This window comes from Rhizobium sp. AN68 (genome assembly GCF_030758035.1).
GTDB lineage: Bacteria > Pseudomonadota > Alphaproteobacteria > Rhizobiales > Rhizobiaceae > Agrobacterium > Agrobacterium tumefaciens.
Genome location: NZ_JARWMI010000003.1, coordinates 841,241 through 866,744 on the forward strand (window position 1 = coordinate 841,241; position 25,504 = coordinate 866,744).

A 25,504-nucleotide genomic window follows, 5' to 3' on the forward strand; every position below is an offset into this window, starting at 1 on the left:
GGTCGGTTCAGGAATTCTGTTTGCGCACGGTGCGCCAGAGCACGATCAGCAGCAGAAACGAAATGCTGATCAGCACGGCGGCGATGGTGAGCATGGCCGCCACCCCGCCGCGATCCAGCGCCAGCGTGAAAATGACGGGCGCCACGGCAATGGCAAGGTTCTGCGGCAGGGAGATACGCGCAGCCTGAAGGCCATATTGTTCCGGTGAAAATACTGCGAGCGGCAACACCGCGCGACTGACGGTGAGCACGCCCGCGCCAAAGCCGAAGAAAATGATGAAACCGATGAAAGCGGGCATGGCCGGGGCAAAAACGAGCAACAGCACGAAGGATGCGAGCAGCATACCTAAGCCGATCATGCAGGTGACGAAAGGATTGCCGTGTTTTCCAAGCAGAAAATCCAATCCGCGCGCCATGATCGCAAGCACGCTGCGCACGGCTGCCAGTTGCACGGCGAGCGATTGCGATGCGCCGGCATGGACCAGCAGCAGAGGCAGGAGCGGCGAAAAGCCAAAGGCTGTGAAGGCGCTAAGCGTCGTCATTGCCGCCAGAAGTAGAAAGGCGCGCCGCGTATCGACAGGCGATGTCGAGACCGCAGCGCCTTTCGACGTGCCTGGAGTATTGCTCGTCCTTCGTCCGGGAAGGACAAAAACATAGAGTGGCAGAAGCACGAATATTTGCAGACAGGCATATACCAAAAGGGTGCCGCGCCAGCCCAGGTGCTGATCTGCGACGGTGGTGACGGGCAAGAAAACCGCTGCCGAAAGTCCGGTAAACACCATCAGAAGCGTCAGCGACCGGCCACTTTCCGCGCCGACACGTTCCACCACAGCGGTATGGGCCGCCGTCGTCAGGCCGCAGGTCGCGGCCAGACCCATCACGACCCAGCCGAGGACGTAGCTTATCACGCCGCCCGCAAAGGCGAGCACGACAAAACCCGCCGTGAACAGCAACGAACCCGCCAAAAGAACAGGGGCGGCACCACGGCGCACCAGCGTTCTTCCCAGAAGCGGGCCGCAGAGGGCGCTGATCGTCATCATGACGGTGAGACCGGCAAAAACGACCTCGTTTGCGATGGCCAGTTCCTGTCCGATGCGTGGCCCCAGTATGGCCAGCATGTCGAAACCGGTGCCCCAGCTGACGATCTGCCCAACCGCAAGCACGCCGATAAGGCGCGCGCGAGACGTGAAGGGGGTGGCATCAGACATGATGAAAATCGCGGGTGCGAGATGCGGGAATGCTTTTGGTAGCAGGCCAGTTGCGACCCGGCAACATCAAACGAGACGACATTAATCGAAACGAGATGGAGAACACCATGGTGGCGCAGAAGGGCAAGGACCTGCTGCTGAAGTTCAACAACGCCGGCTCCTATGTGACCGTGGCGGGGCTCAGAACCAAGCGTCTGGCCTTCAACGCGCAGGCGGTTGATATTACCGACGGCGAAAGCGCCGGGCGCTGGCGCGAGCTTCTGGCCGGCGCCGGCGTGCAGCGGGCATCGCTGACGGCGTCGGGCATCTTCAAGGATCAGGCAAGCGATGCCCTAGTGCGTGGCGCATTTTTCGCCGGCTCCATTCCGGGCTGGCAGATCGTCATTCCTGACTTCGGCACGATCACCGGGCCGTTCCAGATCGTCGCGCTCGAATATTCCGGTCGCCACGATGGCGAAGTGCAATTCGAGACTGCGCTGGAATCGGCCGGTTTCCTTAATTTCGGAGCACTGTGATGCCGCAAGGGTTACGTTACGGGCGGGCGAACCGCCATCGCGGCGAGATCGAGGCGCTGATCGATGGCGAAAGGCGCGTTCTTTGCCTGACGCTCGGCGCTCTCGCCGAACTCGAAACCGCCTTTCAGGCCGATGATCTCACCGCGCTCGCCGAACGTTTCGCAGCCGGACGTATGAAGGCGACCGATATGATACGGGTGATCGGCGCAGGTCTGCGCGGCGCGGGCAACGTGTTTTCCGATGAGGACGTGGCCGCAGCCACGGTAGAAGGCGGCGTTGCCGGCCACGCCGCCATCGTCGCCGATCTCCTGACAGCCACCTTTGCCGGTTCGAGGAGCACGCCGCCGGACCCCTGAGTGCCGCAGCAGGTGAGGTGGGCGATCTGACGCCGCGTCCTTTTCCTTGGGAGGCGGTAATACACACCGGTTTCCACCTGCTGCGGCTTTCCTCCGAAACCTTCTGGCAGCTGACGCCAAGGGAATTCGTTGCCATGACCGGCGGCATCCGCCCCGCTTTCCACACCCTCGACCGCCCGGCGATGGATGCGATGATGCGGCGGTTTCCGGATGGGTGAGTGTGGTTTGCTATTTTGGGGGACGTGCATCTTTCGTGAAAACGACCAGGCAATTCAAACATCTACGGTTCCGTTTTGAATCAGAAAGGCAAGCGTGATGGCAGGCGAAGGATCGATTGCGGGCAGTCGCGAGGAAGCGGAAGCGCTCTCGGAGGTGATGGGTGATCTCGAACGGCGTTCCGAGCGGTTCGGGGCGGCGTTGACTTCTGCCATGCAGGCTGCGGCGACGGGCGGCAAGGGGTTGGATGAAGTGTTGCGCGGGCTTGGCGAACGGCTCTCCGGCATTGCGCTTTCCGCCGGGCTGAAGCCGCTTGAGAACATGATCGGCAATGCCGTGGGCGGGCTTTTGAATGGCGGCGGTTCGCTGTTTGCCTTTGCCGATGGCGGGGTGCCGGGACGCAGTATCACGCCCTTTGCCGATGGCGGTGTGGTCGCAAGCCCGGCCTTCTTCCCGATGGGCGGCGGGCTTGGCCTGATGGGCGAAGCGGGTGCCGAGGCGATCCTGCCGCTGAAGCGTGGTTCGGATGGGGCGCTCGGTGTTGCCGCACCGGCGGGTGGCGGCGGCGCGCAGATCGTTTTCAATGTGACGGCGACGGACGCGGCGAGCTTCAGAAAAAGCGAAGGCCAGATCGCCGCCATGCTGGCGCGCAGCGTCGGGCGTGGCCAGCGCGGCCTGTGACGGATTGGACCTCCTCCCTGCAAGACCTCTGTGTCGAGCGTGACCCTTCCATCTTTCCCAGACTATCAAAACGAATCCAGGAACAACGACATGGCGGCATTTCATGAAGTGCGGTTTCCGCTGAGGCTGGCGCTTGGCGTGAGCGGCGGGCCGGTAAGGAGAACCGATATCGTCAACCTTTCCAATGGGCGGGAGAACCGCAACCAGCGTTGGAAGAATGCCAGACGCGCCTATGACGCAGGATCGGGCATTCGCTCCGTTGCCGATCTTTACGAGGTGCTGTCCTTTTTCGAGGCGCGGCGCGGTGAACTCCATGGTTTTCGGTTTCGCGACCCGGTGGATTTCAAATCATGTCCGCCGGGCCAGACACCTGCTGCAAGCGACCAGAAGATCGGCACCGGTGACGGCACGACGACGGCTTTTCAGCTGGTGAAGACCTATGCCGATGCGGGCGGTTCCTTCACCCGGCGGGTGGCGAAGCCGGTCGAGGCTTCGGTCATCATCTCAGTCGATGGAGTGAAAGCCGCTTTGTCGGATTTTTCGGTCGACCATGCGACCGGTACGGTGACGTTTCGCGCCGGTAAGGCGCCGCCTGCCGGTGCCGCAATCCGGGCCGGTTTCGAATTCGACGTGCCGGTGCGATTTGCAATCGACCGCGTCGACGTGAACCTTACCGCCTTCGAGGCGGGCCGCATTCCCTCCATTCCATTGATGGAAATCCTGCCATGAAGACCATTCCTGCCGCTTTGGCCGAACATCTGGCGGGCGAGGCCACGACCACCTGCCATTGCTGGAAAGTGACGCTGAAGGACGGCGAGGTCATCGGTTTTACCGACCATGACGAGACCCTTTCCTTCGCCGGTACCGCCTATCTGGCCGCAAGCGGCTTTGGTGCAAGTGACAGCGACAGCGAGGCCGGACTTGGCGCGAGTGCGGGTGAAGTGACGGGCGGCTTTTCCAGTGAGGCGATTTCCGAAAGCGATCTGGCCGCCGGACGTTTCGATGGTGCGCAGGTGGCGCTCTACCTCGTCAATTGGCAGGCGCCGGAACAGCATGTGCTGCTGAACATGCGCGAAATCGGCGAGGTGACACGGGCGGGCGGAGCGTTTCGTGCCGAGCTGCGCAGCATCGCCCATCGTCTTTCCCAGCCGCAGGGCAGGGTCTATGGGCGGCGCTGCGATGCCGCCCTTGGTGATCGGCGATGCGGCGTCGATCTCAAGCGATTTACCGGCACCGGCAGCGTTGCGGGCACGGACGCGGCGGGCAACCTGCTGGTGACAGGGCTGGACGCTTTCGCCGATGGTTTCTTCAGCCGTGGGAAATTGCAGTTTCTGAGCGGCCAACTTGCCGGCAAGGGTTTCGATCTCGACAGCCACGAGAAACGCGATGGCGGCACGCTTCTGTCCTTTTGGCTCGCTCCGGAGCAACCGCCGCAGCCGGGTGATGTTTTTTCCGTCATCGCCGGTTGCGACAAGAGTTTTGCGACCTGCAAGGCCAAATTCGCCAATCACCTGAACTTTCGTGGCTTTCCGCATCTGCCGGGGGCGGATTTCGCCTATTCCTACGCCAGCGGCGGCCAGACCCATGACGGCAAGGCGCTGTTTCCATGAGCATTACCTCAGAAAAAGTGCTGGCGGTCGCGCAAGGCTGGATCGGCACGCCCTACCGGCATCAGGCGTCGTTGCAAGGCGTTGGCTGCGATTGCCTCGGCCTTGTCAGGGGCATCTGGCGCTCGCTTTACGGCGAGGAACCGGAACTGCCGCCGCCCTACACACCAGATTGGGCCGAGCGGGGCGGCGAGGACCGGCTGCTGGAGGCAGCCACACGTTATTTTTCGGCGGTGCCTGATATGGAAGAGGCGATGCCGGGCGACCTGCTGCTGTTCCGCTGGCGGGCCGATGCAGCGGCGAAACATCTCGGCATCCTCGCCGTGCCGCAGCATTTCATCCATGCCTATGAACAGGTGGCAGTGGTGCGCTCGGCGCTGGTGCCCGGCTGGAAGCGACGTATTGCCGGCGTCTTCCGTTTTCCCGAACCCTGACATTTTTCGAGGCGACCATGGCGACCATTCTCTTTCAGGCGGCGGGTGCAGCACTCGGCGGCGTTTTCGGCCCCGTGGGTGCCATCATCGGTCGCGCGGCTGGCGCGCTGGCGGGTAATGCCGTCGACCGCGCGCTGCTTTCGAACGGGCGGACGGTGTCCGGCGCCCGGCTTTCCACAGCGCGTATTCCGGGTGCGGACGAAGGCGCGGCCATCAACCGGCTTTACGGCACGGCGAGGATCGGCGGTACGCTGATCTGGGCGACGCGCTTTGAGGAAAGCGTCGAGGTGACGCGTCGCGGCGGCAAGGGCAATCGCGGCCCGAAGGTCGAGACCTTTCGCTACTTCGCCAATCTCGCCGTCGGGCTGTGCGAGGGCGAGGCGGCCATGGTGCGGCGCGTCTGGGCCGATGGGCGGGAACTGGACCTGAGCGCCATCGAGATGCGCTTTTATCCCGGCAGCGAGACGCAATTACCGGATCCGCTGATCGAGGCAAAACAGGGCGCAGGCAATGCACCCGCCTTTCGCGGGTTGGCCTATGTCGTGTTCGAACGCCTGCCGCTTGACAGCTATGGCAACCGCATTCCGCTGATGCAGTTCGAGGTGGTGCGACCGGTCGGCCGGCTGGAAAAAGCCATCCGTGCCATCACCGTCATTCCCGGCGCGACGGAACACGGTTACGCCACGGCGCAGGTTTCGGAACGAACTGGCATGGGCGAAAGTCGCATCATGAACCGCAATTGCCTGACTGCCTTGACCGACTGGCAGGCCGCGATCGACGAATTGCAGGCGCTGTGCCCCAATCTGCAAAGCGTGGCGCTCGTAGTGAGCTGGTTCGGCACCGACATGCGCGCGGGCGAATGCCGCATTCTGCCGGGTGTGGAAGTGGCAGGTCGCGACAGGGAAAGTGCTGCATGGTCCGTCGCCGGTGTTTCGCGCGGGCAAGCGCATCTCGTCAGCCGTCACGGCGGCGGCCCGGCCTATGGTGGCACGCCGGATGATCAAAGCGTTGTGCAGGCAATAGTCGACCTCAAGGCGCGTGGTCTGAAGGTTTGCCTTTATCCATTCGTGATGATGGATGTGCCAGCCGGCAACGGCCTGCCGGACCCCTACGGCAAAGGCGAGCAGGGCGCCTATGGCTGGCGCGGACGCATCACCTGTTTTCCGGCACCTGGCCTGGCAGGTTCGCCCGACCGCAGTGCAGGCACGCGCACGGAGATTTCCACCTTCTGCAACCGCACTGAGGGGTATCGACGCATGGTGCTGCATTATGCGGCGCTGGTGGCGCAGGCGGGTGGGGTGGATGCCTTCCTGATCGGCTCGGAGCTGCGCGGGCTGACAAGCCTGCGCGACCATAACGACGCCTTTCCTTTCGTGGAGGAACTGGTGCGGCTGGCGGCGGATGTGCGCGCAGTTGTCGGGTCGGCAACGAAACTGACCTATGGCGCGGACTGGAGCGAATATTTCGGCTATCAGCCGGCGGACGGTTCCGGCGACGTGTTCTTCAATCTAGATCCGCTTTGGGCAAGCCCTGATATCGATGCCATCGGCATCGACAACTATATGCCGCTTTCCGACTGGCGCGACGAGGATGCCGCAAACGGCAATCCTGATGGTATGAGCGGCCCGGACGATGCTAACGCCTTCCGTTATGCCATCACGGCGGGCGAGGGTTTCGACTGGTATTACGCCAGCCATGCCGACCGCGCGGCGCGGCGGCGCACGCCCATCACTGATGGTCTCAAGGGCAAGCCGTGGGTATTCCGCTACAAGGACCTGCGAAGCTGGTGGCAGAATGCCCATTTTGACCGGGTGCGCGGTGCGGAGAAGTTGACGCCAACCGCATGGGTGCCGGGGTCGAAACCGATCTGGTTCACCGAACTCGGCTGCCCGGCGGTGGACAAGAGTGCGACGCGCCCGAATGTCTTTCCCGATCCGAAATCGGCGGAAAACGCTTATCCCTATTTTTCCCGCAGAAGCCGCGCCGACAGCCAGCAGCGACGGTTTCTGGAGGCGCATCTCGACCATTGGAGGGGGAAGGGGGATGCGGCGATGGTGGATCATAACCGCGTCTATATGTGGACCTGGGATGCGCGGCCGTTCCCCGCCTTTCCGCAGAACGGCGCGGCCTGGAGCGATGGGGCCAACTGGCGTACCGGCCATTGGCTGAACGGCCGGCTTGGGACTACCACACTTGCCGATACCATCGCCGCGATCCTGACGGACCATGGATTTTCCGGCTTCGACGTCTCTGCCGTCAGTGGCGATCTGACGGGATATGTGCAAGGCGACGTGACCTCGGCCCGCAACCTCCTGGAGCCGCTGATGGCGGCGTTTCAGGTGGATGTGGCTGAGGACGGCGGAACCCTGCACTTCCGCTCTCGCAATACGGCGGTTCTGCCCGTGCGTGACGCTGCCGTGCTGGCCGATCTGGACGACGAACCGCTGTGGTCGGAAAATCGCGGCCATGACAGCGATTTCGCCGCAGAGGCCGTGCTGACCTCGTTCAATCCGGCGCTGGACTACGAGCAGGCGAGCGTGCGTTCGCGCCGTATCGACAATGCCGGCAGCCGCGTCATGCGGCTCGACCTTAGCGCGGCACTCCCGGCGGAAAAGGCGGAAGCCGCGGCGGAGGCCCTGTTGCGTGACAACAGGCAGGCACGGCGCACACTGCGTTTTGCGTTGCCGCCCGCAGATATCGCTCTGGAACCCGGCGATTGCATTCGTCTCCCGCAGAATGTGTTTTCGGAGGCTCCGGCAGAGTGGTTTCTGATCAGCCGGATTGAGGACGGTACTGTACGGCAGGTGGAGGCGCGCGCCTTTTCCGCCGCATCCGCCGCTTTTTCGGGCGCTGTGGATGAGCGTCGTGTTGGCGGGGCAAACGGCGCGGAAGGTTTTGCCCCGGAGGTGCTGTTTCTCGACCTGCCGCGCCATGACGGCACAGCGTCTGAAAATTCGGCGCAGATTGCCGTTTTTGCACGGCCATGGCGGCCAATCGTCGTTTCGTCCTCCGCCGGCACGGAAGGCTACCGGCAGCGCGCCGTGCTTGACCGGCCCGCGATGATCGGCACGCTGGCCATGCCGCTGACATCAGGCCCCTCCGGCCGTTTCGACCGGCAAAACACCATCCTGATCGATCTGCCATCCGGCGAGCTTTCCTCGGCCACGGAGCTTTCGGTGCTGAACGGCGAGAACCGCATGGCGGTGAGGGCCGCAAACGGTGTTTGGGAGATCATCGCTTTCGCGCGCGCAGAGGAAATTGCGCCCGCGCGCTGGCGGCTTTCCGCTTTGTTGCGTGGGCTTGGCGGCACGGAAGATGCGTTGGCCATTGGCGCGCCGGTGGGCACCCCTGTTGTGGTGCTGGACGCGGCGGTGCAGCCGCTCGGTCTTGCCGCGACCGAACGCGGACGGCGGCTGAACTGGATCGTCGAGGCGGCGGGACTGGCGGGCGCCCCCGCCGGTCCTTTTGTCTTCGAGGGTGGCTTGCGGGCTGAAACGCCGCTTGCGCCGGTGCATCTTGCGGCCGAGCGGCGCAGGGACGGCATTTTGCTGCGCTGGGTGCGCCGAGGCCGGATGGAGGCCGATGGCTGGGACGCGAGCGAGATACCGCTGGAAGAGCCGTTCGAGCGTTACCGCGTGGAGGTGCTGGATCGCGAGGCCGTTCGACGCACGGCAGAGGTCTCCGAACCCTTCTGGCTGTACCCCAGAGCGGGCGAACTCACAGATTTCCCGACCTTGCGGGATCACATTTCCGTGCGTGTCCGTCAGCTCGGCCGTGCGGTGCCTCTGGGAGTGGCGGCGCACGCCGTTCTCCCACTCTGACAACCACCTGAAAAACAACGGAAAGGACGAGATTATGGAGAGTACCAAGGCATGGTATCAATCGCGCACGATCTGGGGCGCCCTGGTTGCGGTTTTCGCACCGCTTTTCAGCGTCGCTGGTCTTGATCTTCCCGCCGGCCTGCACGGCGAGCTGGCGGAGGGACTGGTGACCGTTGCGGGCGGAATTGGCGGCCTCGTCGCACTTTACGGCCGCCTTTCGGCAACCCGTGCCATCCGGTGACGCCACTAGCGCCCATACCGTCCCCGCCGTGCGTCGTGGCGTCGGGGGCGGCATTCATTTGCCATTCAGACGCTTTGCGCTACATATTCGGTCACAATACGGTTCGAGACGAAGCCGATTTTTTTGGAAGATTTGTGCAATGGCATCACCTCTCATCATCGCGACGCTTGCAGCCGGGCTTTCCGGTTTCACGGCGCCCGAGGCTGATTTGCAGGGCCATTACATTCTGGCTGCAAGCGATTGCGGCGCGGCCGTTGCCCGCGTGGTGCGCGAAACCGGTGGTCAGCTTCTTTCGGTCTATCCCTCCGGTGACGGTCAGTCCTGTGTAGTTACCGTTCTCGTCCAGGGTAATGGCGAGCGCCCGCGCAAGGTAACGATGCGCGTGCCGATGTAGCCTTGCCCGCATCGCCGAAATATCGGAAAACAATCCGACACAGTTAGCATGACCGGCGACGCGCGCGCGGGCCGGGACGTAAGGAAAGGGCGGATAATGCGTATTCTCGTGGTTGAGGACGATGCCAATCTCAATCGTCAGCTGACCGACGCGCTGAAAGAAGCCGGTTATGTTGTCGATCAGGCATTTGACGGCGAGGAAGGCCATTATCTAGGCGATACCGAACCCTATGACGCGATCGTTCTCGATATCGGCCTGCCGCAGATGGACGGCATCACCGTCGTCGAGAAATGGCGCGCGGCGGGCAAGGCCATGCCGGTCCTCATTCTCACGGCCCGTGACCGCTGGAGCGACAAGGTGGCGGGCATCGATGCCGGTGCCGACGATTACGTGACCAAGCCCTTCCATGTCGAAGAAGTTCTTGCCCGCGTGCGTGCGCTCATCCGCCGCGCCGCTGGCCACGCTTCCTCAGAACTCGTCTGCGGACCGGTCAAGCTCGATACCAAATCCTCCAAGGCAACGGTCAACGGCGTGACGCTGAAGCTCACCTCGCATGAGTTCCGCCTGCTTTCCTATCTCATGCATCACATGGGCGAGGTCGTCTCGCGCACGGAGCTGGTCGAACATATGTACGATCAGGATTTCGACAGGGATTCCAACACGATCGAGGTGTTTGTCGGACGTTTGCGCAAGAAGCTCGGGGTTGATCTGATCGAGACCATCCGTGGCCTCGGTTACCGGATGCAAGCGCCGGCAGATGCGAAGTAGCTCTCTTACCGCCCGCGTTCTTCTTCTCGCCTCGGCCTGGTCGGCGCTGGCGCTGGTGGTCATTGCCGTCGTGATCTCGACGCTCTACCGGCAGGGCGTGGAGCGCAGCTTCACCGATCTTCTGCGGGCGCAGCTTTATAACGTCATTAATTCCGTGACGATTTCGAACGAGAATACGCTGGCCGGCAGCCCGCAGCTCGGCGATCTCCGGTTCTCGCAGCCCGATACCGGCTGGTACTGGGTGGTGGAGCCGCTCGGCAATTTCCAGACGGCACCGCTGGTCTCCTCTTCGCTCGGCGTCGCGTCCTTGCCGGTGCCGAGCATTATCGATGCTCCCTTCGATAACAGATACGAGCGTTTTTATGCCGTGACCGACGAGGCGGGCAACAAGGTGCGGGTGGCGGAAACGGAAGTCGTGCTGGATGGTGAAGGCCGCGCGGCGCGTTTCCGCGTTTCCGGCAACCTCAACGTCGTTGAAGACGATGTGCGCAATTTCTCCAACAGCCTTTATCTGGCGCTCGCCGTCTTCGGTGTCGGCAGTCTGGTCGTCAATGGTCTTGCGATTCTCTACAGTCTGCGGCCGCTCGATCAGGCCCGTCTGGCGCTCGGAAAGATCAGGGGCGGGGAGGCGGAAAGCCTCGAAGGCGAATTCCCGCGCGAAATCCAGCCGTTGGCGAACGAAGTCAATGCGCTGATCGACAGCAACCGGCGCATCGTCGAGCGCGCCCGCATGCAGGTCGGCAATCTCGCACATTCGCTGAAAACGCCGATTGCCGTGCTTCTGAACGAGGCCCGCACGCTGGAGCCGCAGCATGGCGATCTGGTGCGCGCGCAGGCTGACGCCATGCAGGCGCAGGTGCAATCCTATCTTTCCCGCGCCCGCATTGCCGCCCAGCGCGGTTCGATCCTTGCCCGTGTGGAAGCGGAGCCGGCGCTGGAACGGCTCGTGCGCGTCATGCGCCGCCTCAACCCCGACAAGCAGTTCGAGCTGAATTTCGAGCATCCGGGGGCGGTGCTGGGCATGGAACAGCAGGATTTGGAGGAGATCGTCGGCAATCTTCTCGAGAATGCCGCGCGTTTTGCACAGACCAAAGTCGTCGTCACGCTTGCGACCGGCACTCACCCGTCCTCCGACCCCGAAATGGGCCGGCGCTCATGGGTGGAGTTGATCGTGGAGGATGACGGGCCGGGGCTGGAGCCCGGGCAGATAAGCGAAGCGATGAAGCGCGGCAGGCGGCTGGACGAAAGCCGTCCTGGCACCGGCCTCGGATTGTCGATCGTTTCCGAAGTGGTGTCTGAGTACCATGGCCACTTTTCCCTCTCGCGCAGCGGGATAGGTGGCCTGAAAGCCGATCTGATTTTGCCTGGCCTCTCGAAAGAGCTTGCGTGAGGCAAGAAAAAAGGCAAGAAATTCAATGCCGATATATAACGCGCGGTGCGGTAAGGAAAAGAGGACAGGGTTTGGTTGACGTGTATGATGGCTGCCGCTCCGTGACGATGCGTTCGCTGGTGTCACGCCCGGCACTTCTCTCGATCCTGTGCGTATCGATGCTGAGCGCCTGCACCACCACGGGCACCCGCTCGGCCGGTGGCAGTCTGTTCGGCGGTTCGGCACAACCTTCAACGCCGTTCCTTGCCAACATGCAGGGCGGCATTGTCGGACGAAGCGGTCTGCAGCTCGAAAAGGGCGACCGCACCAAAGCGCTCGAGGCCGAATATCGCGCACTGGAAACCGCCCCGGTCGGTACGCCGGTGACATGGACCGGCGACGATGCCAGCGGCCAGGTGGTTGCCAATGCGCCCTATCAGGTGGGCAACCAGAATTGCCGGCAATATTCCCACACGCTGACTGTCGATGAAAAGGAAACCCGGGTTCGCGGTGCGGCCTGTCGCAATGCCGATGGCAGCTGGTCTCCTTTGACGTAAATCAAGGTCATGGACCTTTCCGAGTGACAGGAAGGGCTATAGCGGTGCACCTGGACGCCGGGCGGTGCGGCGTGATGTCTCAAATTCGCGTCATCTCCGCGCTTCATGTTTCCATGTGCCGTGCATTCGAGTAATTGAGCCTTATGTTCTGGATTGTCGTTGCGATATTGACGGCGGCTGTCGCCATCGTCCTGATGTACCCGCTGATGCGGAAGACCGAGGTGTCGCAGACGCGCCGCGACGGCGAGGTTGCAGTCTATCGCGACCAGCTTGCCGAACTGGACCGCGAGCGTGCCGCTGGCCTGATCGGCGAGACGGAGGCGGAATATGCCCGCGCCGAAATCGGCCGCCGGCTGCTTGCCGCAGCCGATACCCGTCAAGACGCTGAAAGCAGCGCCCGGCCGCTGCGGCACAATCTCGCCGTAACCCTGATTACCGTTTTGCTGCCTGCACTTGGCCTCTGTCTTTACATCTGGAAGGGAAGTCCGGAAGTGCCGGACATGCCGCTCGAGGCGCGTCTGGAGCAACCCGGCAACGACATGAACCTTCTGGTCGCCCGGGCCGAGCGGCATCTGGCCGAAAACCCCGACGACGGTGCAGGCTGGGATATCCTGGCGCCGATCTATTTCAAGACGATGCGGCTTGGCGATGCCGAGCTTGCCTATCGCAACGCGCTTCGTCTGCAAGGGCCGAGCACGGAACGGCTGACGGGACTTGGCGAAACACTGGTGGCGAGCAATGACGGCATCGTCATCGAGGCTGCGCGTGAGGCCTTTGCCGAAGCCGAGCGGCTGAAACCCGGCAATCCACGCGCCCGCTTTTATCTGGCGCTGTCGCTGGAGCAGGCGGGCAGGGCGCAGGAGGCGCGTGCGGCCTTTGCAGCACTGGCGGCGGATGCACCAGCCGGTGCGCCATGGTTGCCGCTGGTGCGGGAACATATCGCCAGAACCGGCGGCGAGGCAGCGCCCGGCCCGACCGCAGGCGACGTGGCGGCGGCGAAAGACATGACGCCCGCCGACCGGCAGGCGATGATCGAGGGCATGGTGGCGAGCCTCGACGCCAAGCTCAAGGAAAATCCCGGTGATTTCGAAGGCTGGATGCGCCTCGTGCGCGCCTATTCCGTCTTGAACAATGCAGCGAAGGCGGGCGAGGCACTGAGAGCCGGTTTGCAGGTTTTCCCGCCTGAGGGCGAAGAGGGTAAGCAGCTTCTGGCGCTGGCGAAGGAATTGGGAGTTTCTGCCGGACCCGTTCGCATGAACGGGCAAGGGCGCGCGATGCCGCAGGGAGTGACGCAATGACCCGCAAACAGAAACGGCTCGCAATCATCGGCGGCGGCATGAGCTTCATCGTCGCGGCCGTGTTGCTCGTCATGTTCGCTTTCGGCCAGTCCATAGCCTATTTCTACATGCCGGCCGATCTGGAGAAGACGCCGGTCAATCCCGGCACCCGCATCCGCCTAGGTGGGCTGGTGGCGGAAGGCTCCGTCAAGCGCGGGGAGGGCCGCACGGTGAGCTTTACGGTGACTGACGGTGAAGCAAACGTGCCCGTCAGCTATACCGGCATTCTGCCCGATCTTTTCCGCGAGGGGCAGGGCGTGGTGACGGAAGGCGTTTTCGATGCCGCGACCCATGGCTTTGTTGCCGACAGCGTTCTGGCCAAGCATGACGAAAACTACATGCCGAAGGAAGTGGCCGACCGGCTGAAAGACAAGGGCCTGTGGCAGAACACCGGAGAGGGCGGGCAACCTTCCGGCGCAGCGCCTTCTCCTGCGGGGGCTTCAGCCGACAAGACCGGAGCGATAAAATGATCAACGAGATCGGCCACTACGTTCTGGTTCTGGCACTCGCCGTGGGGCTGATCGTCTCGACGCTGCCGGTGATCGGCGCGCGCCGCAACGACCGGGCGCTGATGGATATCGCCTCGCTCGGCTCCGTCGTGATGTTCCTGCTCGTGGCCTTGTCCTTTGCGGCGCTGACGCGGGCCTATGCGGTTTCGGATTTCTCCGTGCGCAACGTCTGGGAAAACTCCCATTCGCTGATGCCGATGCTCTACAAGTTGACCGGCGTCTGGGGCAACCATGAGGGCTCCATGCTGTTGTGGCTGCTGATCCTGGTGTTTTTCAGCGCGCTCGTTGCCGTCTTTGGGCGCAACCTGCCGGAAACGCTGAAAGCCAATGTGCTGTCCGTGCAGGCCTGGATTTCCGTCGCGTTCCTGCTGTTCATTCTGCTCACCTCCAATCCGTTCATGCGTCTGGAGCGGGTGCCGGCCGAAGGGCAGGACCTGAACCCTATCCTTCAGGATTTCGGCCTCGCCATCCATCCGCCGCTGCTTTATCTCGGTTATGTCGGCTTTTCCGTCTGTTTCTCCTTCGCCGTCGCTGCACTTCTGGAGGGCCGGATCGATGCGGCCTGGGCGCGCTGGGTAAGGCCTTGGACGCTCGCCGCATGGACCTTCCTGACGGCAGGTATCTCCATGGGATCTTACTGGGCCTATTACGAACTCGGCTGGGGCGGCTGGTGGTTCTGGGATCCGGTTGAAAACGCCTCCTTCATGCCATGGCTTGCGGGCACCGCACTGCTGCATTCGGCACTCGTCATGGAAAAGCGCGAAGCGCTGAAAATCTGGACCGTGCTTCTGGCGATCATGACCTTCTCGCTGTCGCTGCTCGGCACCTTCCTCGTGCGCTCCGGCGTCTTGACCTCCGTGCACGCCTTCGCCACCGATCCGAGCCGCGGCATCTTCATTCTCGGCATCCTTACCGTTTTCATCGGCGGAGCTTTCGCGTTGTTCGCATGGCGGGCGCCCTCGCTGAAGGTGGGTGGATTGTTCGCGCCGATCTCACGCGAAGGGGCGCTGGTCCTCAACAATCTGATCCTGACGGTCTCGACCGCAACGGTACTGATCGGCACGCTCTATCCGCTCATTCTCGAAACGCTGACAGGCGAAAAAATCTCGGTCGGCGCGCCGTTCTTCAACCTCACCTTCGGCCTCCTGATGATCCCGGTCCTGATCGTCACGCCCTTCGGGCCGATGCTCGCCTGGAAGCGCGGCGATCTTCTCGGCGCTTTCCAGCGGCTTTATGTGGCGGCCGCCATTGCAGCCCTTGCCGGGCTGACGCTCTGGTACGTGGAAAATGGAGGCCCGGTACTCGCCGCACTTGGCATCGCAGCCGGTTTCTGGCTGATCTTCGGGGCGCTTGCCGATCTCTGGTATCGGGCCAATTTCGGCAAACTGGCCTTCGGCATCGCTTTTCGACGCCTCAAGGGCCTGCCGCGTTCGGCCTTCGGCGCCGCACTTGCCCATATGGGGCTTGGCATCACCGTGCTCGGCATCGTCACCGTCACCACCTTCGAGACCGAAACCGTTCTTGAAATGAAGCAGGGCATGGAGGCGAAGGCGGGCGGCTATAGTCTCACCTTCGATGGCATCCGCCATGCCGTCGGCCCTAATTTCACCGAGGATCGCGGCCATTTCACCATACGCAAGGCGGGTGTGGAAGTGGCCGACGTCTGGTCCTCCAAACGGCTCTACACCGCACGGCGAATGCCGACCACGGAAGCGGGCATTTTGACGTTCGGCCTCAGCCAGCTCTACGTCTCGCTCGGTGACCCGATGGCGGATGGCGGCATGGTAGTGCGCATCTGGTGGAAACCCTTCATCCTGTGCATCTGGGGCGGCACGCTGTTCATGATGGCCGGCGGTTTGATATCGCTCTCCGACAGACGGTTGAGGGTGGGCGCACCGAGCCGCAAGGCGAAGCCGGCAAAAACGGCCGCGATGCCGGAGGCGGCGGAATGAGGGAGGTTGTGGCGGGGCTCACGCTCCTTCTCGTTCTCATGTTTACGTCATGGCCGGCCTTCGCCTTCAACCCGGACGAGGTGCTGAAAGACCCCGCACTGGAACAGCGCGCCCGCAATCTCACGTCTCAACTGCGCTGCATGGTCTGTCAGAACCAGTCGATCGATGACAGTAATGCCGAACTGGCACGGGACCTGCGCGTTCTGGTGCGGGACAGGCTGGTGGCAGGCGATAGCGATCAGGCTGTTGTCGACTACGTCGTGTCTCGTTATGGCGAATTCGTGCTGCTGAAACCGCGTTTCAGCATGCGCACCGCACTTTTGTGGGGCGCGCCCATCGTTCTGGCGCTTGCGGGAATATTCGCCATCCTCGTTTTTTCGCGTCGGCGCGCTACCCAGGAGCGACCGGAAAAACTGAGCGCGGACGAAGAAGAGAGAATTCGTAATCTCATTGAAAAATAACCGATTTTCATATCAGTCCTCGGTTCTTTTTCAACATTACGGTTTTTTCATTCGTCAGACACTTCGCTGTAAGGTGTCGCCTCCTATATCTTCATCATCCACCGCTTCTCCCCCGGTCAAACGGGTTCCAGTCTGAATGAAGAAAGAAGGTACACCATGTCTCACTCGCAAAACGGACGCTCCTCGCTGAAGACGGTTCTGAAGGCAACGACCGTTGGCGGTCTTGCCGCGCTGATGCTTTCCACAGGCATCGCCGCACCGATCGTTCATTCCTTTGCCGCTCCGGTCGAGGTGACTGCGCCGCAGGTTCCGAGCTTCGCCAATGTGGTCGAGGCGGTTTCGCCCGCCGTCGTCTCCGTTCGTGTCCAGTCGAACGTGCAGCCCGCTTCCGATGATTCCAGCAACTTTTCCTTCAATTTCGGCGGCCGTGGTCTCGACCAGCTGCCGGACGACCATCCCCTGAAGCGCTTCTTCAAGGAATTCGGCGGTCCCAACCAGGACCGTCCCGACCGTGGTCCGAATCGTCACCGTGACGGCAAGGGTCCGCTGCGCCCCGTCGCTCAAGGATCCGGCTTCTTCATCTCCGAAGACGGTTATGTCGTCACCAACAACCACGTTGTCGATGACGGCTCCGCCTACACGGTGGTGATGAATGACGGTACCGAACTCGAAGCCAAGCTCGTTGGCCGTGATCCGCGTACCGATCTGGCGCTGCTGAAGGTCGATGTAAACCGCAAGTTCACCTATGTGCAGTTTGCTGACGACAGCAAGATTCGCGTCGGTGACTGGGTCGTAGCCGTCGGTAACCCCTTCGGCCTCGGCGGCACGGTAACCTCGGGCATCGTTTCTGCCCGTGGCCGCGATATCGGCTCCGGCCCCTATGACGATTACCTGCAGATCGACGCCGCCGTAAACCGCGGCAACTCCGGTGGTCCCGCCTTCAATCTCAACGGTGAAGTCGTTGGCATCAACACCGCAATCTTCTCGCCCTCCGGCGGCAATGTCGGTATTGCTTTCGCCATCCCGTCGTCCGTTGCCAAGGACGTGATCGCCGACCTGCAAAAGGACGGCAAGGTCGAACGCGGCTGGCTCGGCGTGCAGATCCAGCCCGTCAGCAAGGACATTGCCGAGTCGCTTGGTCTTGCCGAAGCGAAGGGCGCGCTCGTCGTCTCGCCGCAGTCCGGTTCGCCGGGCGACAAGGCTGGCATCAAGCAGGGTGACATCATCACCGCCGTCAATGGCGACCCGGTCAAGGATGCCCGCGATCTGTCGCGCCGCATCGGCAGCATGACGCCAAACAGCAAGGTTGAAATCTCGCTCTGGCGCGGCGGCAAGTCGCAGTCGGTCACCGTGACGCTTGGCGATCTCGCAAGCGACGATGCCTCCAAGGCAACGCCGGGCCAGGAAAACGACAGTGGCAGCAAGCCTTCCAGCGCAAAGGTGCTGTCGAGCCTCGGCCTGACGGTTGCGCCCGCTGACGACGGCAACGGCCTTGCCATCACTGATGTCGATCCGGACAGCGACGCTGCTGCCCGTGGCCTGAAGACGGGTGAGAAGATCACCTCCGTCAACAACCAGCAGGTGGCTTCTGCCGCCGATATCGAGAAGGTTCTCGAGCAGGCGAAGAAGGATGGACGCTCCAAGGCGCTGTTCCAGATCCAGACGGACAGCGGCAGCCGCTTCATCGCACTGGATATCGACCAGGGTTGATAATCTGAGATGCGACGCCGGTTCTTCTTCGAGCCGGCGTCGCTCGGGACTGTCTCTCACCTTGAGGGCGGGACAGAGTATGTGGAACGCGCGTGCCGCTTGTTTCTTCTCCGCTAGGGAGGAGAAGGTCGTGGCAGCGGGATCAAGGGCAAGGCCAGCGATAGACCGCGCCCTTGCCCCCTCATCCGACCCTTCGGGCCACCTTCCCCCCGCCGGGGAGAAGACAAGGACCCACAAAGCCGGTCCAGTCAGCACCGAGGAGGAAATCTCATGGAAAACAAGGTTCAGGAAATGTCCGTCGCATCTGTTTCCGGTTGTGCGGAAAAGGGCGAGGGCGCTATTGTCCCGCACATGAAGATTCTTGTTATTGAAGACGATCTCGAGGCTGCGGCCTATATGACCAAGGCGTTCCGGGAAGTCGGTATCGTTGCCGATCACGCGAGCGATGGTGAAAGCGGCCTGTTCATGGGCTGCGAGAATTCCTATGACGTGATGGTGATCGACCGCATGCTGCCGCGCCGCGACGGACTTTCCGTCATCAGCGAGCTGCGCCGGCGCGGCATCGAAACGCCGGTTCTCATTCTTTCGGCGCTTGGGCAGGTGGACGACCGCGTGACCGGCCTGCGTGCCGGCGGCGATGATTATCTGCCCAAACCCTATGCCTTTTCCGAACTTCTCGCACGCATCGAAGTACTGGGCCGCCGCAAGGGCAAACCCGAACAGGACATGGTCTACCGTGTCGGCGATCTCGAACTTGACCGGCTATCCCACGATGTCCGTCGCGGCGGCAAGGAAATCCTGTTGCAGCCGCGTGAGTTCCGCCTGTTGGAATATCTCATGAAGAATGCCGGCCAGGTGGTGACCCGCACCATGCTTCTGGAAAACGTCTGGGATTATCATTTCGACCCGCAGACCAATGTCATCGACGTGCATGTGTCCCGCCTTCGTTCGAAGATCGAAAAGGACTTCGAAAAGCCGCTGCTGAAGACCATTCGCGGCGCGGGTTACATGATGAAGGATGAGGGCTGATTGGCGAAAATGGTCCGCCTCAGAATATTGTTTCGGTCAACAGCGGTGCGCCTTTCTGCGCTCTATATCCTGCTGTTTGCGCTCTGCGCCGCCTTTCTGGTCTTTTATGTCACCGCCCTTTCCGAACGGCTGCTGAACCAGCAGACGCGTGACGCGGTGCTGCAGGAAGTGTCGGATGTGCAGCGCATCTACAATCGCGGCGGCATCAACCCGCTGTTGCGGATGATGGAGCGCCGTGCCCGCCAACCGGGGGCGAGCCTTTACATCATCGCCGGCCCCAATGGCGAAATCCTTGCAGGCAACGTCGCTTCCGTGCAGCCCGGCGTGTTTGACAAGGAGGGCTGGACGGGTTTCCCCTTCCGTTACGAACGTTATTCCGAAAGCGGCGACAGCGTGCAGCATATGGCGACCGCCAATGTCTTCATGCTGGACAACGGCCTGCGCATCCTGATCGGCCGCGATCTCGGCGAGCCCACCAAATTCCGGGCGCTGGTGCGCAATGCGCTGATGGTGGCGCTTGCCATCATGAGCGCCGGTGCGCTGCTCATCTGGTTCGGCATCGGCCGCAATGCCTTGAAACGCATCGACCGCATGTCGGCAGCGACCAAGAAGATCATGGCCGGCGATCTTTCGCAGCGCCTGCCGCAGGGCCGCTCCGGCGACGAGTTCGATCGGCTGTCCGGCTCGCTCAACGCCATGCTCGGCCGTATCGAAAAGCTGAACGAGGGCTTGCGGCAGGTGTCCGACAACATCGCCCACGACCTCAAGACACCGCTGACGCGGCTGCGCAACAAGGCGGCCGCCGCCTTGGATGACAACGACGAGACGAAACGGCGCGCGGCACTCGAAGGCATCATCGCCGAATCCGACCAGTTGATCCGCACCTTCAATGCATTGTTGATGATTTCCCGCGTCGAGGCCGGCTCCATCGCCGCCGAAATGACCGATGTGGACATGTCGGCAATCGCCGCCGACAGCGCCGAACTTTACGAACCGGTAGCCGAGGACGCGGGACTTACGCTTGAGGCCGAGATCGAACCCGGTCTTTCGGTGCAGGGCAACCGTGAACTGATCGGCCAGGCGCTTTCGAACCTCATCGACAACGCCATGAAATATGCCTGCGAATGCGAGGGCGACAAAAAACTCATCGTGCGTCTGGTGAGCGAACCGGACGCCATCGTGCTGTCCGTCTCCGATAACGGCCCCGGTATCCCCGCCGACAAGCGCGGCGAGGTGCTGAAACGTTTCGTGCGGCTGGACGAAAGCCGCTCCAAACCCGGCACGGGGCTCGGCCTGTCGCTGGTGGAGGCCGTGATGGAATTGCACGGCGGATCGCTCGCGCTGTCGGACACCGACACTACAAATTCCGTCTGCCCGGGCCTGACCGTCTCGATGATCTTTCCCGTTTCGACCCAGTAAGCCGCGCTGTCCAACGCCGCTGACACCAGCACCGGCTGGTCACCGCTATTTGTGCGGAAATTCGTTCACCTCCGAGAAATAATCGTCTCTCGAGATTGAATTGAAAGATGATCGGAAGAATATCTTATAAGGTTCTACAGCTGCACTTTATGAGGGGATCGCATCGCGATCGGCAAAAGGACTTATGATTGATGGCAAACATGGCCCCCTTGGTCGGCGACCACCATGGACCGATCATTCTGTTCGATGCCGAATGTGTGCTGTGTTCGGTGAATGCGCAATTCGTACTGCGGCATGACAAGGCCGGATATTTCCGGCTGGCCTCCATGCAGGGAGCCGTCGGCACGGAAATCTACCGGCGGCACGGAATGGACCCCAAAAATCCGGTCAGCCTGCTCGTCGTCGATGGCGAGAGGGTGCGACAGGACAGCGACGGTGTTCTTGCGATCTATGAGGCGCTTGGCATGCCCTGGCGGCTGCTTGGCATGTTGCGCATAATTCCCGCATTTCTGCGTGATCCCGTCTATCGTTTTGTCGCCCGCAATCGCTACCGTTGGTTCGGAAAACGTGCGCAATGCTGGGTGGCGCCGCCGGAATACAGGGACAGGATTCTCTGAACTTAGCGACGATCCTCCGCCCAGGGCAGGCGACAATTTCAGGCGGCGGGACAGACACGTGACGGCGTTGCGGAGATGGTTACGCATCCCCGCAATGCCACATCGCCATCGGCTCAGAACGTATAAGCCACGCCAATCATCGCGAAGGGCTGGATGTCCTTCTTGGAGAGCGGGCTGTCCTTGGCATCGCCCAGCAGGAAGCCAACACCGCCGGCGCCGGTGATCGACCAGTTCTCGGTCATAAGATAAGTGAGGGAGGCGCTGGCGTCGATGCGCTTGAAGCCTGCCTTGGCGTCATAGCGGCGTAGGCCGGAACGGGCGGATTGGGCTGAGGTGACGCCGAAATAGGATTTCATGTGCTTGTCGTCCGCCCAGGTGGCGGAGAGGTCCGCGCCAAGGATGAACTGGTCGACTTTGTGCGAAACGCTGGCGCCGACGGTTGCGGTCAACCCTTCGCTCCCGCTGATGGTCTTGTCCACCTTCGCATAGACCTCGAAGGGATCGATGCCATAAGCGATAACACCGCCGACCACGCCGCCCGCCTTGATGTCACCCATTCCGCGAAGATTTTTCTTGTCGTCCTTTTCCTTGCGCCCGGCTTCCCAGCCGCCCTTGACGCCCAGTCTGAAGCCGTTGCTGTTCAGTAGGTTGACGGTGACGCCACTGAAATCGATGCTCAGCGTATCTCCATACTCAACGGAAACCAGGGGAACCGCGCCTGCTTCCAGCTTGTCCGAGCCCTCATATTTGGGAGCGTAGGCAGCACCCACGCCAAGTGTGATTTTCCACTCACTGGAACTGCTGTAGCGGGCATTGTCGAAATTGCCCTGCGGTTCGGCGAACCTGTCCGATTTGCCGAGATCGGCAGCGAGGACGGGCGTGCAGATGCCCTGCGCCAGGGGCAGCGCGGTCAGGCACAACGCCATTGCACGCAGGTTTTTTTGCCATTTCACTGTAAAAATCTGTTTCATGATCATATCCGTTGCAGCATCAAGCGTTGCAAAACCTGGGAGTCGGGTTTCGTTGAGCAGGACGCTACGTGGGCATAATTGCGGAGACATTACGCGAGATTGCCGGCCACGACTGAAATGGCGCTTCCTCAGGCCGGACCTCGGAAAAGATCGGCAAAAACGGTTTTCCTGATCGCAAAGCGCCACGCATTTGTTACAACGCGGAGTGTATGCGCCCGGAAGCTTCGACAATGCGTGGCGGCAGGACGATTTTGCGGGGAGCGATCCTTCCTGAGAATCAGGCACGGTCGAAGCGCAAGGATGGGTCGCTCGGGAGAGGGAGAGAGACAGTGACGAAACGGGAAACCGCTGAAAGGCGGCTGAGCGAGGTTCTGCCGGGAGTTATCCGCCCCTATACGCAGACGGAACTGAAATCCGTTCTCTCCACGCTGAAGGATATCGCCAAGGGCGAGCCAGCTGTGGCCGCGCTTCTTGCCGCCGAAAGCCCGCTGAAGGACTTCATCGCTGCGGCTTTCACGCTGTCGCCCTATCTGCGCGATATGGCCGCGGCGGACGAGGGACTGCTGACGCTCGCGATTTCGAAGCCGCTGGAGCCACTACTGGCCGATCTCGTCGGTGAAGCGCGCGATTGCTGGAAGCCGGGGCAAGAGGGCGGCGTGCCCGTCGAAAACGAGGTGATGTCGCGCTTGAGGATCGCCAAGCGTCGGCTTTCCTTCGTCGCAGCGCTTGCCGATCTCGCGCGCATCTTCACCGCCCGCGATACCACGCGCTGGCTGAGCGACATGGCGGATGCTTCGCTGTCGGCCGCCATCGACCACCTGCTGCTTGTCGGCCATGAGACCGGCAAGCTCAAACTTAAGAACGTTGCCACGCCAAGCGAAGGTTCCGGCCTGATCGTGCTTGGCATGGGCAAGCTCGGCGCGCGCGAACTGAACTATTCCTCGGACATCGACGCAGTGGTGTTCTTTGAACCCTCTGCTGGCATTATCGATGATCCCTATGCTGCGACAGAGAATTTCGGCCGCATGATGCGCCGCCTCGTGCGTATCATGCAGGAACGCACGGCAGACGGTTACGTCTTCCGCACCGATTTGAGGCTCCGGCCAGACCCCGGCTCGACACCGCTCGCCATTCCCGTGGAAGCGGCGCTGCTTTATTACGAGGGCAGGGGCCAGAACTGGGAACGCGCCGCCTATATCAAGGCGCGGCCGGTGGCCGGCGATCTGAAGGCCGGCGACAATTTCCTGCGCGAACTGACACCTTTCATCTTCCGCAAATATCTCGATTACGCGGCGATTGCCGATATTCACTCCATCAAGCGGCAGATTCATGCGCATAAGGGCCATGGCGCGATTGCGGTTAAGGGCCATAACGTCAAGCTCGGACGCGGCGGCATCCGCGAGATCGAGTTCTTCGCGCAGACGCAGCAGCTGATTGCCGGCGGACGTATGCCGGCGCTCAGGGTCCGCGCGACGCAGGAGGCGCTGGCGGCGCTCACCGAAGCGAAATGGATCGATGCCGAAACGCGCGATAGCCTGACTGAAGCCTACTGGTTCCTGCGCGAAGTGGAACACCGCATTCAGATGGTGCGCGATGAGCAGACCCACGTGCTGCCCGACACCGAAACCGAACTGAAGCGCATTGCCTTCATGCTTGGTTTTGAAGATCCCAAGGCGTTTTCCGAGAAGCTGGAAAAGGTGCTGCGGCTGGTGGAGCGCCGTTATTCGGCGCTGTTCGAACAGGAGACGAAACTCTCCGGTGAGGCAGGCAATCTGGTCTTCACGGGCCAGAAGGACGATCCAGATACGCTGAAAACCCTCTCAGCACTTGGTTTTCAGCGGCCGGAGGATATTTCCCGCGTCATCCGCACCTGGCACAATGGCCGGTACCGGGCAACGCAATCGGTCGAGGCGCGCGAGCGGCTGACGGAGCTGACGCCGGATCTGCTGCGCGCCTTTGGCGAAAGCAAGCGGGCGGATGAGGCGCTGCTGCGCTTTGATAATTTCCTCTCCGGGCTACCGGCGGGCATCCAGCTCTTCTCGCTGCTCGGCAACAATCAGGCGCTGTTGTCGCTGCTGGTGACGATCATGTCGTCGGCCCCGCGCCTTGCCGAAATCATCGCCGCCCGCCCGCATGTTTTTGACGGCATGCTGGACCCGGCGCTGATGAGCGACGTGCCGACGCGCGAATATCTTGCCCAGCGCATGGGCAATTTCCTCTCCAATGCCCGCCACTACGAGGATATTCTCGACCGGCTCCGTATTTTCGCCGCCGAGCAGCGCTTTCTCATCGGCGTGCGGCTTTTGACAGGCGCGATTCGTGGCGAGATCGCCGCCCGCGCCTTCACCCATCTTGCCGATCTGGTAATTGAAGCGGCCCTGAATGCCGTTCTCTCGGAGATGGAGACGGCACATGGGCCATATCCGGGCGGGCGCGTGGCCGTGATGGGCATGGGCAAGCTCGGCTCCTTCGAGCTGACCGCGGGTTCGGATGTCGACCTCATTCTCCTCTACGATTACGACGATGCCGCCCATGAATCGACCGGCGCAAAACCGCTCGATGTGGTGCGTTACTTCACTCGCGTCACCCAAAGGCTGATTGCCGCACTATCGGCACCCACAGCCGAGGGCGTGCTTTACGAGGTGGACATGCGGCTTCGCCCCTCCGGCAACAAGGGGCCGGTGGCGACGCGCATTTCCGCCTTTGAGAAATACCAGCGCGAGGAAGCCTGGACCTGGGAACATATGGCGCTTTCCCGCGCTCGCCTGATCTGTGGCAAAGCCTCGCTGATGGAAGATGCGCGCGGCATCATCGCCTCGGTACTGTCCCAGAAGCGCGATGTGGCGAAAGTCTCAGCAGATGTGCTGGAAATGCGAAGCCTCATCGAACAGGAAAAGCCGCCGGAAAACATCTGGGACTTCAAGCTCATCAATGGTGGGCTGATCGATCTCGAATTCATCGCCCAATATCTGGCTTTGGTCGGTCCCGCCAAGGGTCTCCAGCCGCACGAACCGCGTCGCAACACGGCAGAGGCATTGCAGGTGCTGGCCGCCCCGGTGATGGAGCAGCAATCCTTCGACGACTGCATGGCGGCGACGGCGCTTTACACCGAGATATCGCAGATCGTGCGGCTGTGCATCGACGGTGCTTTCAATCCGAAGGAAGCGCCTGCCGGTCTTATCGATCTGGTTTGCCGGGCCGGGGATTGCCCGGATATTTCCACGCTGGAGGGCGAGGTGAAGCGGCTGGCGAAGGTTGTCAGGAAGGCGTTTGTGGCAACGGTGAAAAATGGCGGGTGATGGTGGGTATCGCGCGTTCTGCCGTCACTTACTG

24 protein-coding genes are annotated in these 25,504 nt (G+C 61.9%); 22 read left to right on the top strand and 2 right to left on the bottom strand.

Going from position 1 to position 25,504, the window contains the following annotated elements:
• Positions 1-7 precede the first annotated feature (7 nt).
• Positions 8-1,207 (bottom strand): MFS transporter, encoded by a 1,200-nt coding sequence (locus RBH71_RS17170; RefSeq protein ID WP_003512110.1) that lies wholly within the window; start codon positions 1,205-1,207, stop codon positions 8-10.
• Positions 1,208-1,314: 107 nt separating this feature from the next.
• On the opposite strand from RBH71_RS17170, the gene RBH71_RS17175 reads away from it, so the two are divergent.
• The 21 genes from RBH71_RS17175 (at position 1,315) to RBH71_RS17275 (ending at position 21,200) form a co-directional block, all read left to right on the top strand.
• Positions 1,315-1,722: a phage major tail protein, TP901-1 family gene (locus RBH71_RS17175; RefSeq protein WP_003512111.1), complete on the top strand. Its 408-nt coding sequence runs from the start codon at positions 1,315-1,317 to the stop codon at positions 1,720-1,722.
• Complete coding sequence (locus tag RBH71_RS17180; RefSeq protein WP_003512114.1) at positions 1,722-2,078, top strand: gene transfer agent family protein; 357 nt, start codon at positions 1,722-1,724, stop codon at positions 2,076-2,078. Before RBH71_RS17175 ends, RBH71_RS17180 begins: the two co-directional genes overlap by 1 nt.
• Positions 2,075-2,296, top strand: coding sequence for a rcc01693 family protein (locus tag RBH71_RS17185; protein ID WP_025592848.1), 222 nt, complete (start codon positions 2,075-2,077; stop codon positions 2,294-2,296). Before RBH71_RS17180 ends, RBH71_RS17185 begins: the two co-directional genes overlap by 4 nt.
• A gap of 97 nt (positions 2,297-2,393) precedes the next feature.
• Positions 2,394-2,975, top strand: coding sequence for a phage tail tape measure protein (locus RBH71_RS17190; RefSeq protein ID WP_003512118.1), 582 nt, complete (start codon positions 2,394-2,396; stop codon positions 2,973-2,975).
• A 90-nt stretch (positions 2,976-3,065) separates the two neighbouring features.
• Positions 3,066-3,704 carry a TIGR02217 family protein gene (locus tag RBH71_RS17195; RefSeq protein WP_003512120.1) on the top strand — a complete coding sequence of 213 codons (639 nt, stop codon included), beginning with the start codon at positions 3,066-3,068 and terminating at the stop codon, positions 3,702-3,704.
• A complete protein-coding gene (locus RBH71_RS17200) occupies positions 3,701-4,585 on the top strand; it encodes a DUF2163 domain-containing protein (RefSeq protein ID WP_003512122.1) in 885 nt (294 codons plus the stop codon). The genes RBH71_RS17195 and RBH71_RS17200 overlap by 4 nt, the downstream gene beginning before the upstream one ends.
• Positions 4,582-5,016, top strand: coding sequence for an NlpC/P60 family protein (locus tag RBH71_RS17205; RefSeq protein WP_003512123.1), 435 nt, complete (start codon positions 4,582-4,584; stop codon positions 5,014-5,016). Before RBH71_RS17200 ends, RBH71_RS17205 begins: the two co-directional genes overlap by 4 nt.
• 17 nt (positions 5,017-5,033) lie before the next feature.
• Positions 5,034-8,837, top strand: a complete 3,804-nt coding sequence (locus tag RBH71_RS17210) for a baseplate multidomain protein megatron (protein ID WP_003512131.1) — start codon at positions 5,034-5,036, stop codon at positions 8,835-8,837.
• Between the two features lie 34 nt (positions 8,838-8,871).
• Complete coding sequence (locus RBH71_RS17215) at positions 8,872-9,078, top strand: hypothetical protein (protein WP_003512133.1); 207 nt, start codon at positions 8,872-8,874, stop codon at positions 9,076-9,078.
• A 139-nt stretch (positions 9,079-9,217) separates the two neighbouring features.
• On the top strand, positions 9,218-9,472 hold the full coding sequence (locus RBH71_RS17220; RefSeq protein ID WP_003497070.1) for a hypothetical protein: 255 nt from the start codon (positions 9,218-9,220) through the stop codon (positions 9,470-9,472).
• 96 nt (positions 9,473-9,568) lie between these two features.
• Positions 9,569-10,240 carry a response regulator transcription factor gene (locus RBH71_RS17225; protein ID WP_003512135.1) on the top strand — a complete coding sequence of 224 codons (672 nt, stop codon included), beginning with the start codon at positions 9,569-9,571 and terminating at the stop codon, positions 10,238-10,240.
• Complete coding sequence (locus RBH71_RS17230; RefSeq protein ID WP_003512137.1) at positions 10,230-11,630, top strand: sensor histidine kinase; 1,401 nt, start codon at positions 10,230-10,232, stop codon at positions 11,628-11,630. Before RBH71_RS17225 ends, RBH71_RS17230 begins: the two co-directional genes overlap by 11 nt.
• Positions 11,631-11,737: 107 nt before the next feature.
• Positions 11,738-12,166 (top strand): membrane protein, encoded by a 429-nt coding sequence (locus RBH71_RS17235; RefSeq protein WP_025592860.1) that lies wholly within the window; start codon positions 11,738-11,740, stop codon positions 12,164-12,166.
• Between the two features lie 143 nt (positions 12,167-12,309).
• On the top strand, positions 12,310-13,464 hold the full coding sequence (ccmI, locus tag RBH71_RS17240; protein ID WP_003512139.1) for a c-type cytochrome biogenesis protein CcmI: 1,155 nt from the start codon (positions 12,310-12,312) through the stop codon (positions 13,462-13,464).
• On the top strand, positions 13,461-13,973 hold the full coding sequence (gene ccmE / locus RBH71_RS17245; RefSeq protein WP_003512141.1) for a cytochrome c maturation protein CcmE: 513 nt from the start codon (positions 13,461-13,463) through the stop codon (positions 13,971-13,973). The genes ccmI and ccmE overlap by 4 nt, the downstream gene beginning before the upstream one ends.
• Positions 13,970-15,964: a heme lyase CcmF/NrfE family subunit gene (locus RBH71_RS17250; protein ID WP_003512142.1), complete on the top strand. Its 1,995-nt coding sequence runs from the start codon at positions 13,970-13,972 to the stop codon at positions 15,962-15,964. Before ccmE ends, RBH71_RS17250 begins: the two co-directional genes overlap by 4 nt.
• Complete coding sequence (locus RBH71_RS17255; protein WP_003512144.1) at positions 15,961-16,425, top strand: cytochrome c-type biogenesis protein CcmH; 465 nt, start codon at positions 15,961-15,963, stop codon at positions 16,423-16,425. The genes RBH71_RS17250 and RBH71_RS17255 overlap by 4 nt, the downstream gene beginning before the upstream one ends.
• Before the next feature lie 156 nt (positions 16,426-16,581).
• Complete coding sequence (locus RBH71_RS17260; protein ID WP_003512147.1) at positions 16,582-18,135, top strand: Do family serine endopeptidase; 1,554 nt, start codon at positions 16,582-16,584, stop codon at positions 18,133-18,135.
• 270 nt (positions 18,136-18,405) lie between these two features.
• The gene (locus tag RBH71_RS17265) at positions 18,406-19,164 is read left to right on the top strand and encodes a response regulator transcription factor (protein ID WP_013635754.1); all 759 of its coding nucleotides are present in this window, start codon (positions 18,406-18,408) and stop codon (positions 19,162-19,164) included.
• 9 nt (positions 19,165-19,173) lie between these two features.
• Positions 19,174-20,583: a sensor histidine kinase gene (locus RBH71_RS17270; protein WP_003512151.1), complete on the top strand. Its 1,410-nt coding sequence runs from the start codon at positions 19,174-19,176 to the stop codon at positions 20,581-20,583.
• A 191-nt stretch (positions 20,584-20,774) separates the two neighbouring features.
• The gene (locus RBH71_RS17275) at positions 20,775-21,200 is read left to right on the top strand and encodes a thiol-disulfide oxidoreductase DCC family protein (protein ID WP_003512153.1); all 426 of its coding nucleotides are present in this window, start codon (positions 20,775-20,777) and stop codon (positions 21,198-21,200) included.
• A gap of 113 nt (positions 21,201-21,313) precedes the next feature.
• Here the strand turns inward: RBH71_RS17275 and RBH71_RS17280 are convergent, their stop codons facing one another.
• Positions 21,314-22,177, bottom strand: coding sequence for a MipA/OmpV family protein (locus RBH71_RS17280; RefSeq protein WP_025592866.1), 864 nt, complete (start codon positions 22,175-22,177; stop codon positions 21,314-21,316).
• Between the two features lie 323 nt (positions 22,178-22,500).
• On the opposite strand from RBH71_RS17280, the gene RBH71_RS17285 reads away from it, so the two are divergent.
• The gene (locus RBH71_RS17285; protein ID WP_003512158.1) at positions 22,501-25,470 is read left to right on the top strand and encodes a bifunctional [glutamine synthetase] adenylyltransferase/[glutamine synthetase]-adenylyl-L-tyrosine phosphorylase; all 2,970 of its coding nucleotides are present in this window, start codon (positions 22,501-22,503) and stop codon (positions 25,468-25,470) included.
• The last annotated feature ends 34 nt before the right edge of the window (positions 25,471-25,504 follow it).

What these genes read in the sequence shown, in the direction of transcription:
- RBH71_RS17220 (WP_003497070.1), top strand. Translation starts at nt 9,218, where the DNA reads ATGGCATCACCTCTCATCATCGCGACGCTTGCAGCCGGGCTTTCCGGT.
- RBH71_RS17190 (WP_003512118.1), top strand. Translation starts at nt 2,394, where the DNA reads ATGGCAGGCGAAGGATCGATTGCGGGCAGTCGCGAGGAAGCGGAAGCG.
- RBH71_RS17170 (WP_003512110.1), bottom strand. Translation starts at nt 1,207, where the DNA reads ATGTCTGATGCCACCCCCTTCACGTCTCGCGCGCGCCTTATCGGCGTG.
- RBH71_RS17255 (WP_003512144.1), top strand. Translation starts at nt 15,961, where the DNA reads ATGAGGGAGGTTGTGGCGGGGCTCACGCTCCTTCTCGTTCTCATGTTT.
- RBH71_RS17210 (WP_003512131.1), top strand. Translation starts at nt 5,034, where the DNA reads ATGGCGACCATTCTCTTTCAGGCGGCGGGTGCAGCACTCGGCGGCGTT.
- ccmE (WP_003512141.1), top strand. Translation starts at nt 13,461, where the DNA reads ATGACCCGCAAACAGAAACGGCTCGCAATCATCGGCGGCGGCATGAGC.
- RBH71_RS17235 (WP_025592860.1), top strand. Translation starts at nt 11,738, where the DNA reads ATGCGTTCGCTGGTGTCACGCCCGGCACTTCTCTCGATCCTGTGCGTA.
- RBH71_RS17225 (WP_003512135.1), top strand. Translation starts at nt 9,569, where the DNA reads ATGCGTATTCTCGTGGTTGAGGACGATGCCAATCTCAATCGTCAGCTG.
- RBH71_RS17195 (WP_003512120.1), top strand. Translation starts at nt 3,066, where the DNA reads ATGGCGGCATTTCATGAAGTGCGGTTTCCGCTGAGGCTGGCGCTTGGC.
- RBH71_RS17280 (WP_025592866.1), bottom strand. Translation starts at nt 22,177, where the DNA reads ATGATCATGAAACAGATTTTTACAGTGAAATGGCAAAAAAACCTGCGT.
- RBH71_RS17265 (WP_013635754.1), top strand. Translation starts at nt 18,406, where the DNA reads ATGGAAAACAAGGTTCAGGAAATGTCCGTCGCATCTGTTTCCGGTTGT.
- RBH71_RS17260 (WP_003512147.1), top strand. Translation starts at nt 16,582, where the DNA reads ATGTCTCACTCGCAAAACGGACGCTCCTCGCTGAAGACGGTTCTGAAG.
- RBH71_RS17205 (WP_003512123.1), top strand. Translation starts at nt 4,582, where the DNA reads ATGAGCATTACCTCAGAAAAAGTGCTGGCGGTCGCGCAAGGCTGGATC.
- RBH71_RS17230 (WP_003512137.1), top strand. Translation starts at nt 10,230, where the DNA reads ATGCGAAGTAGCTCTCTTACCGCCCGCGTTCTTCTTCTCGCCTCGGCC.
- RBH71_RS17275 (WP_003512153.1), top strand. Translation starts at nt 20,775, where the DNA reads ATGGCAAACATGGCCCCCTTGGTCGGCGACCACCATGGACCGATCATT.
- RBH71_RS17175 (WP_003512111.1), top strand. Translation starts at nt 1,315, where the DNA reads ATGGTGGCGCAGAAGGGCAAGGACCTGCTGCTGAAGTTCAACAACGCC.
- RBH71_RS17180 (WP_003512114.1), top strand. Translation starts at nt 1,722, where the DNA reads ATGCCGCAAGGGTTACGTTACGGGCGGGCGAACCGCCATCGCGGCGAG.
- RBH71_RS17200 (WP_003512122.1), top strand. Translation starts at nt 3,701, where the DNA reads ATGAAGACCATTCCTGCCGCTTTGGCCGAACATCTGGCGGGCGAGGCC.
- RBH71_RS17215 (WP_003512133.1), top strand. Translation starts at nt 8,872, where the DNA reads ATGGAGAGTACCAAGGCATGGTATCAATCGCGCACGATCTGGGGCGCC.
- ccmI (WP_003512139.1), top strand. Translation starts at nt 12,310, where the DNA reads ATGTTCTGGATTGTCGTTGCGATATTGACGGCGGCTGTCGCCATCGTC.
- RBH71_RS17270 (WP_003512151.1), top strand. Translation starts at nt 19,174, where the DNA reads ATGGTCCGCCTCAGAATATTGTTTCGGTCAACAGCGGTGCGCCTTTCT.
- RBH71_RS17250 (WP_003512142.1), top strand. Translation starts at nt 13,970, where the DNA reads ATGATCAACGAGATCGGCCACTACGTTCTGGTTCTGGCACTCGCCGTG.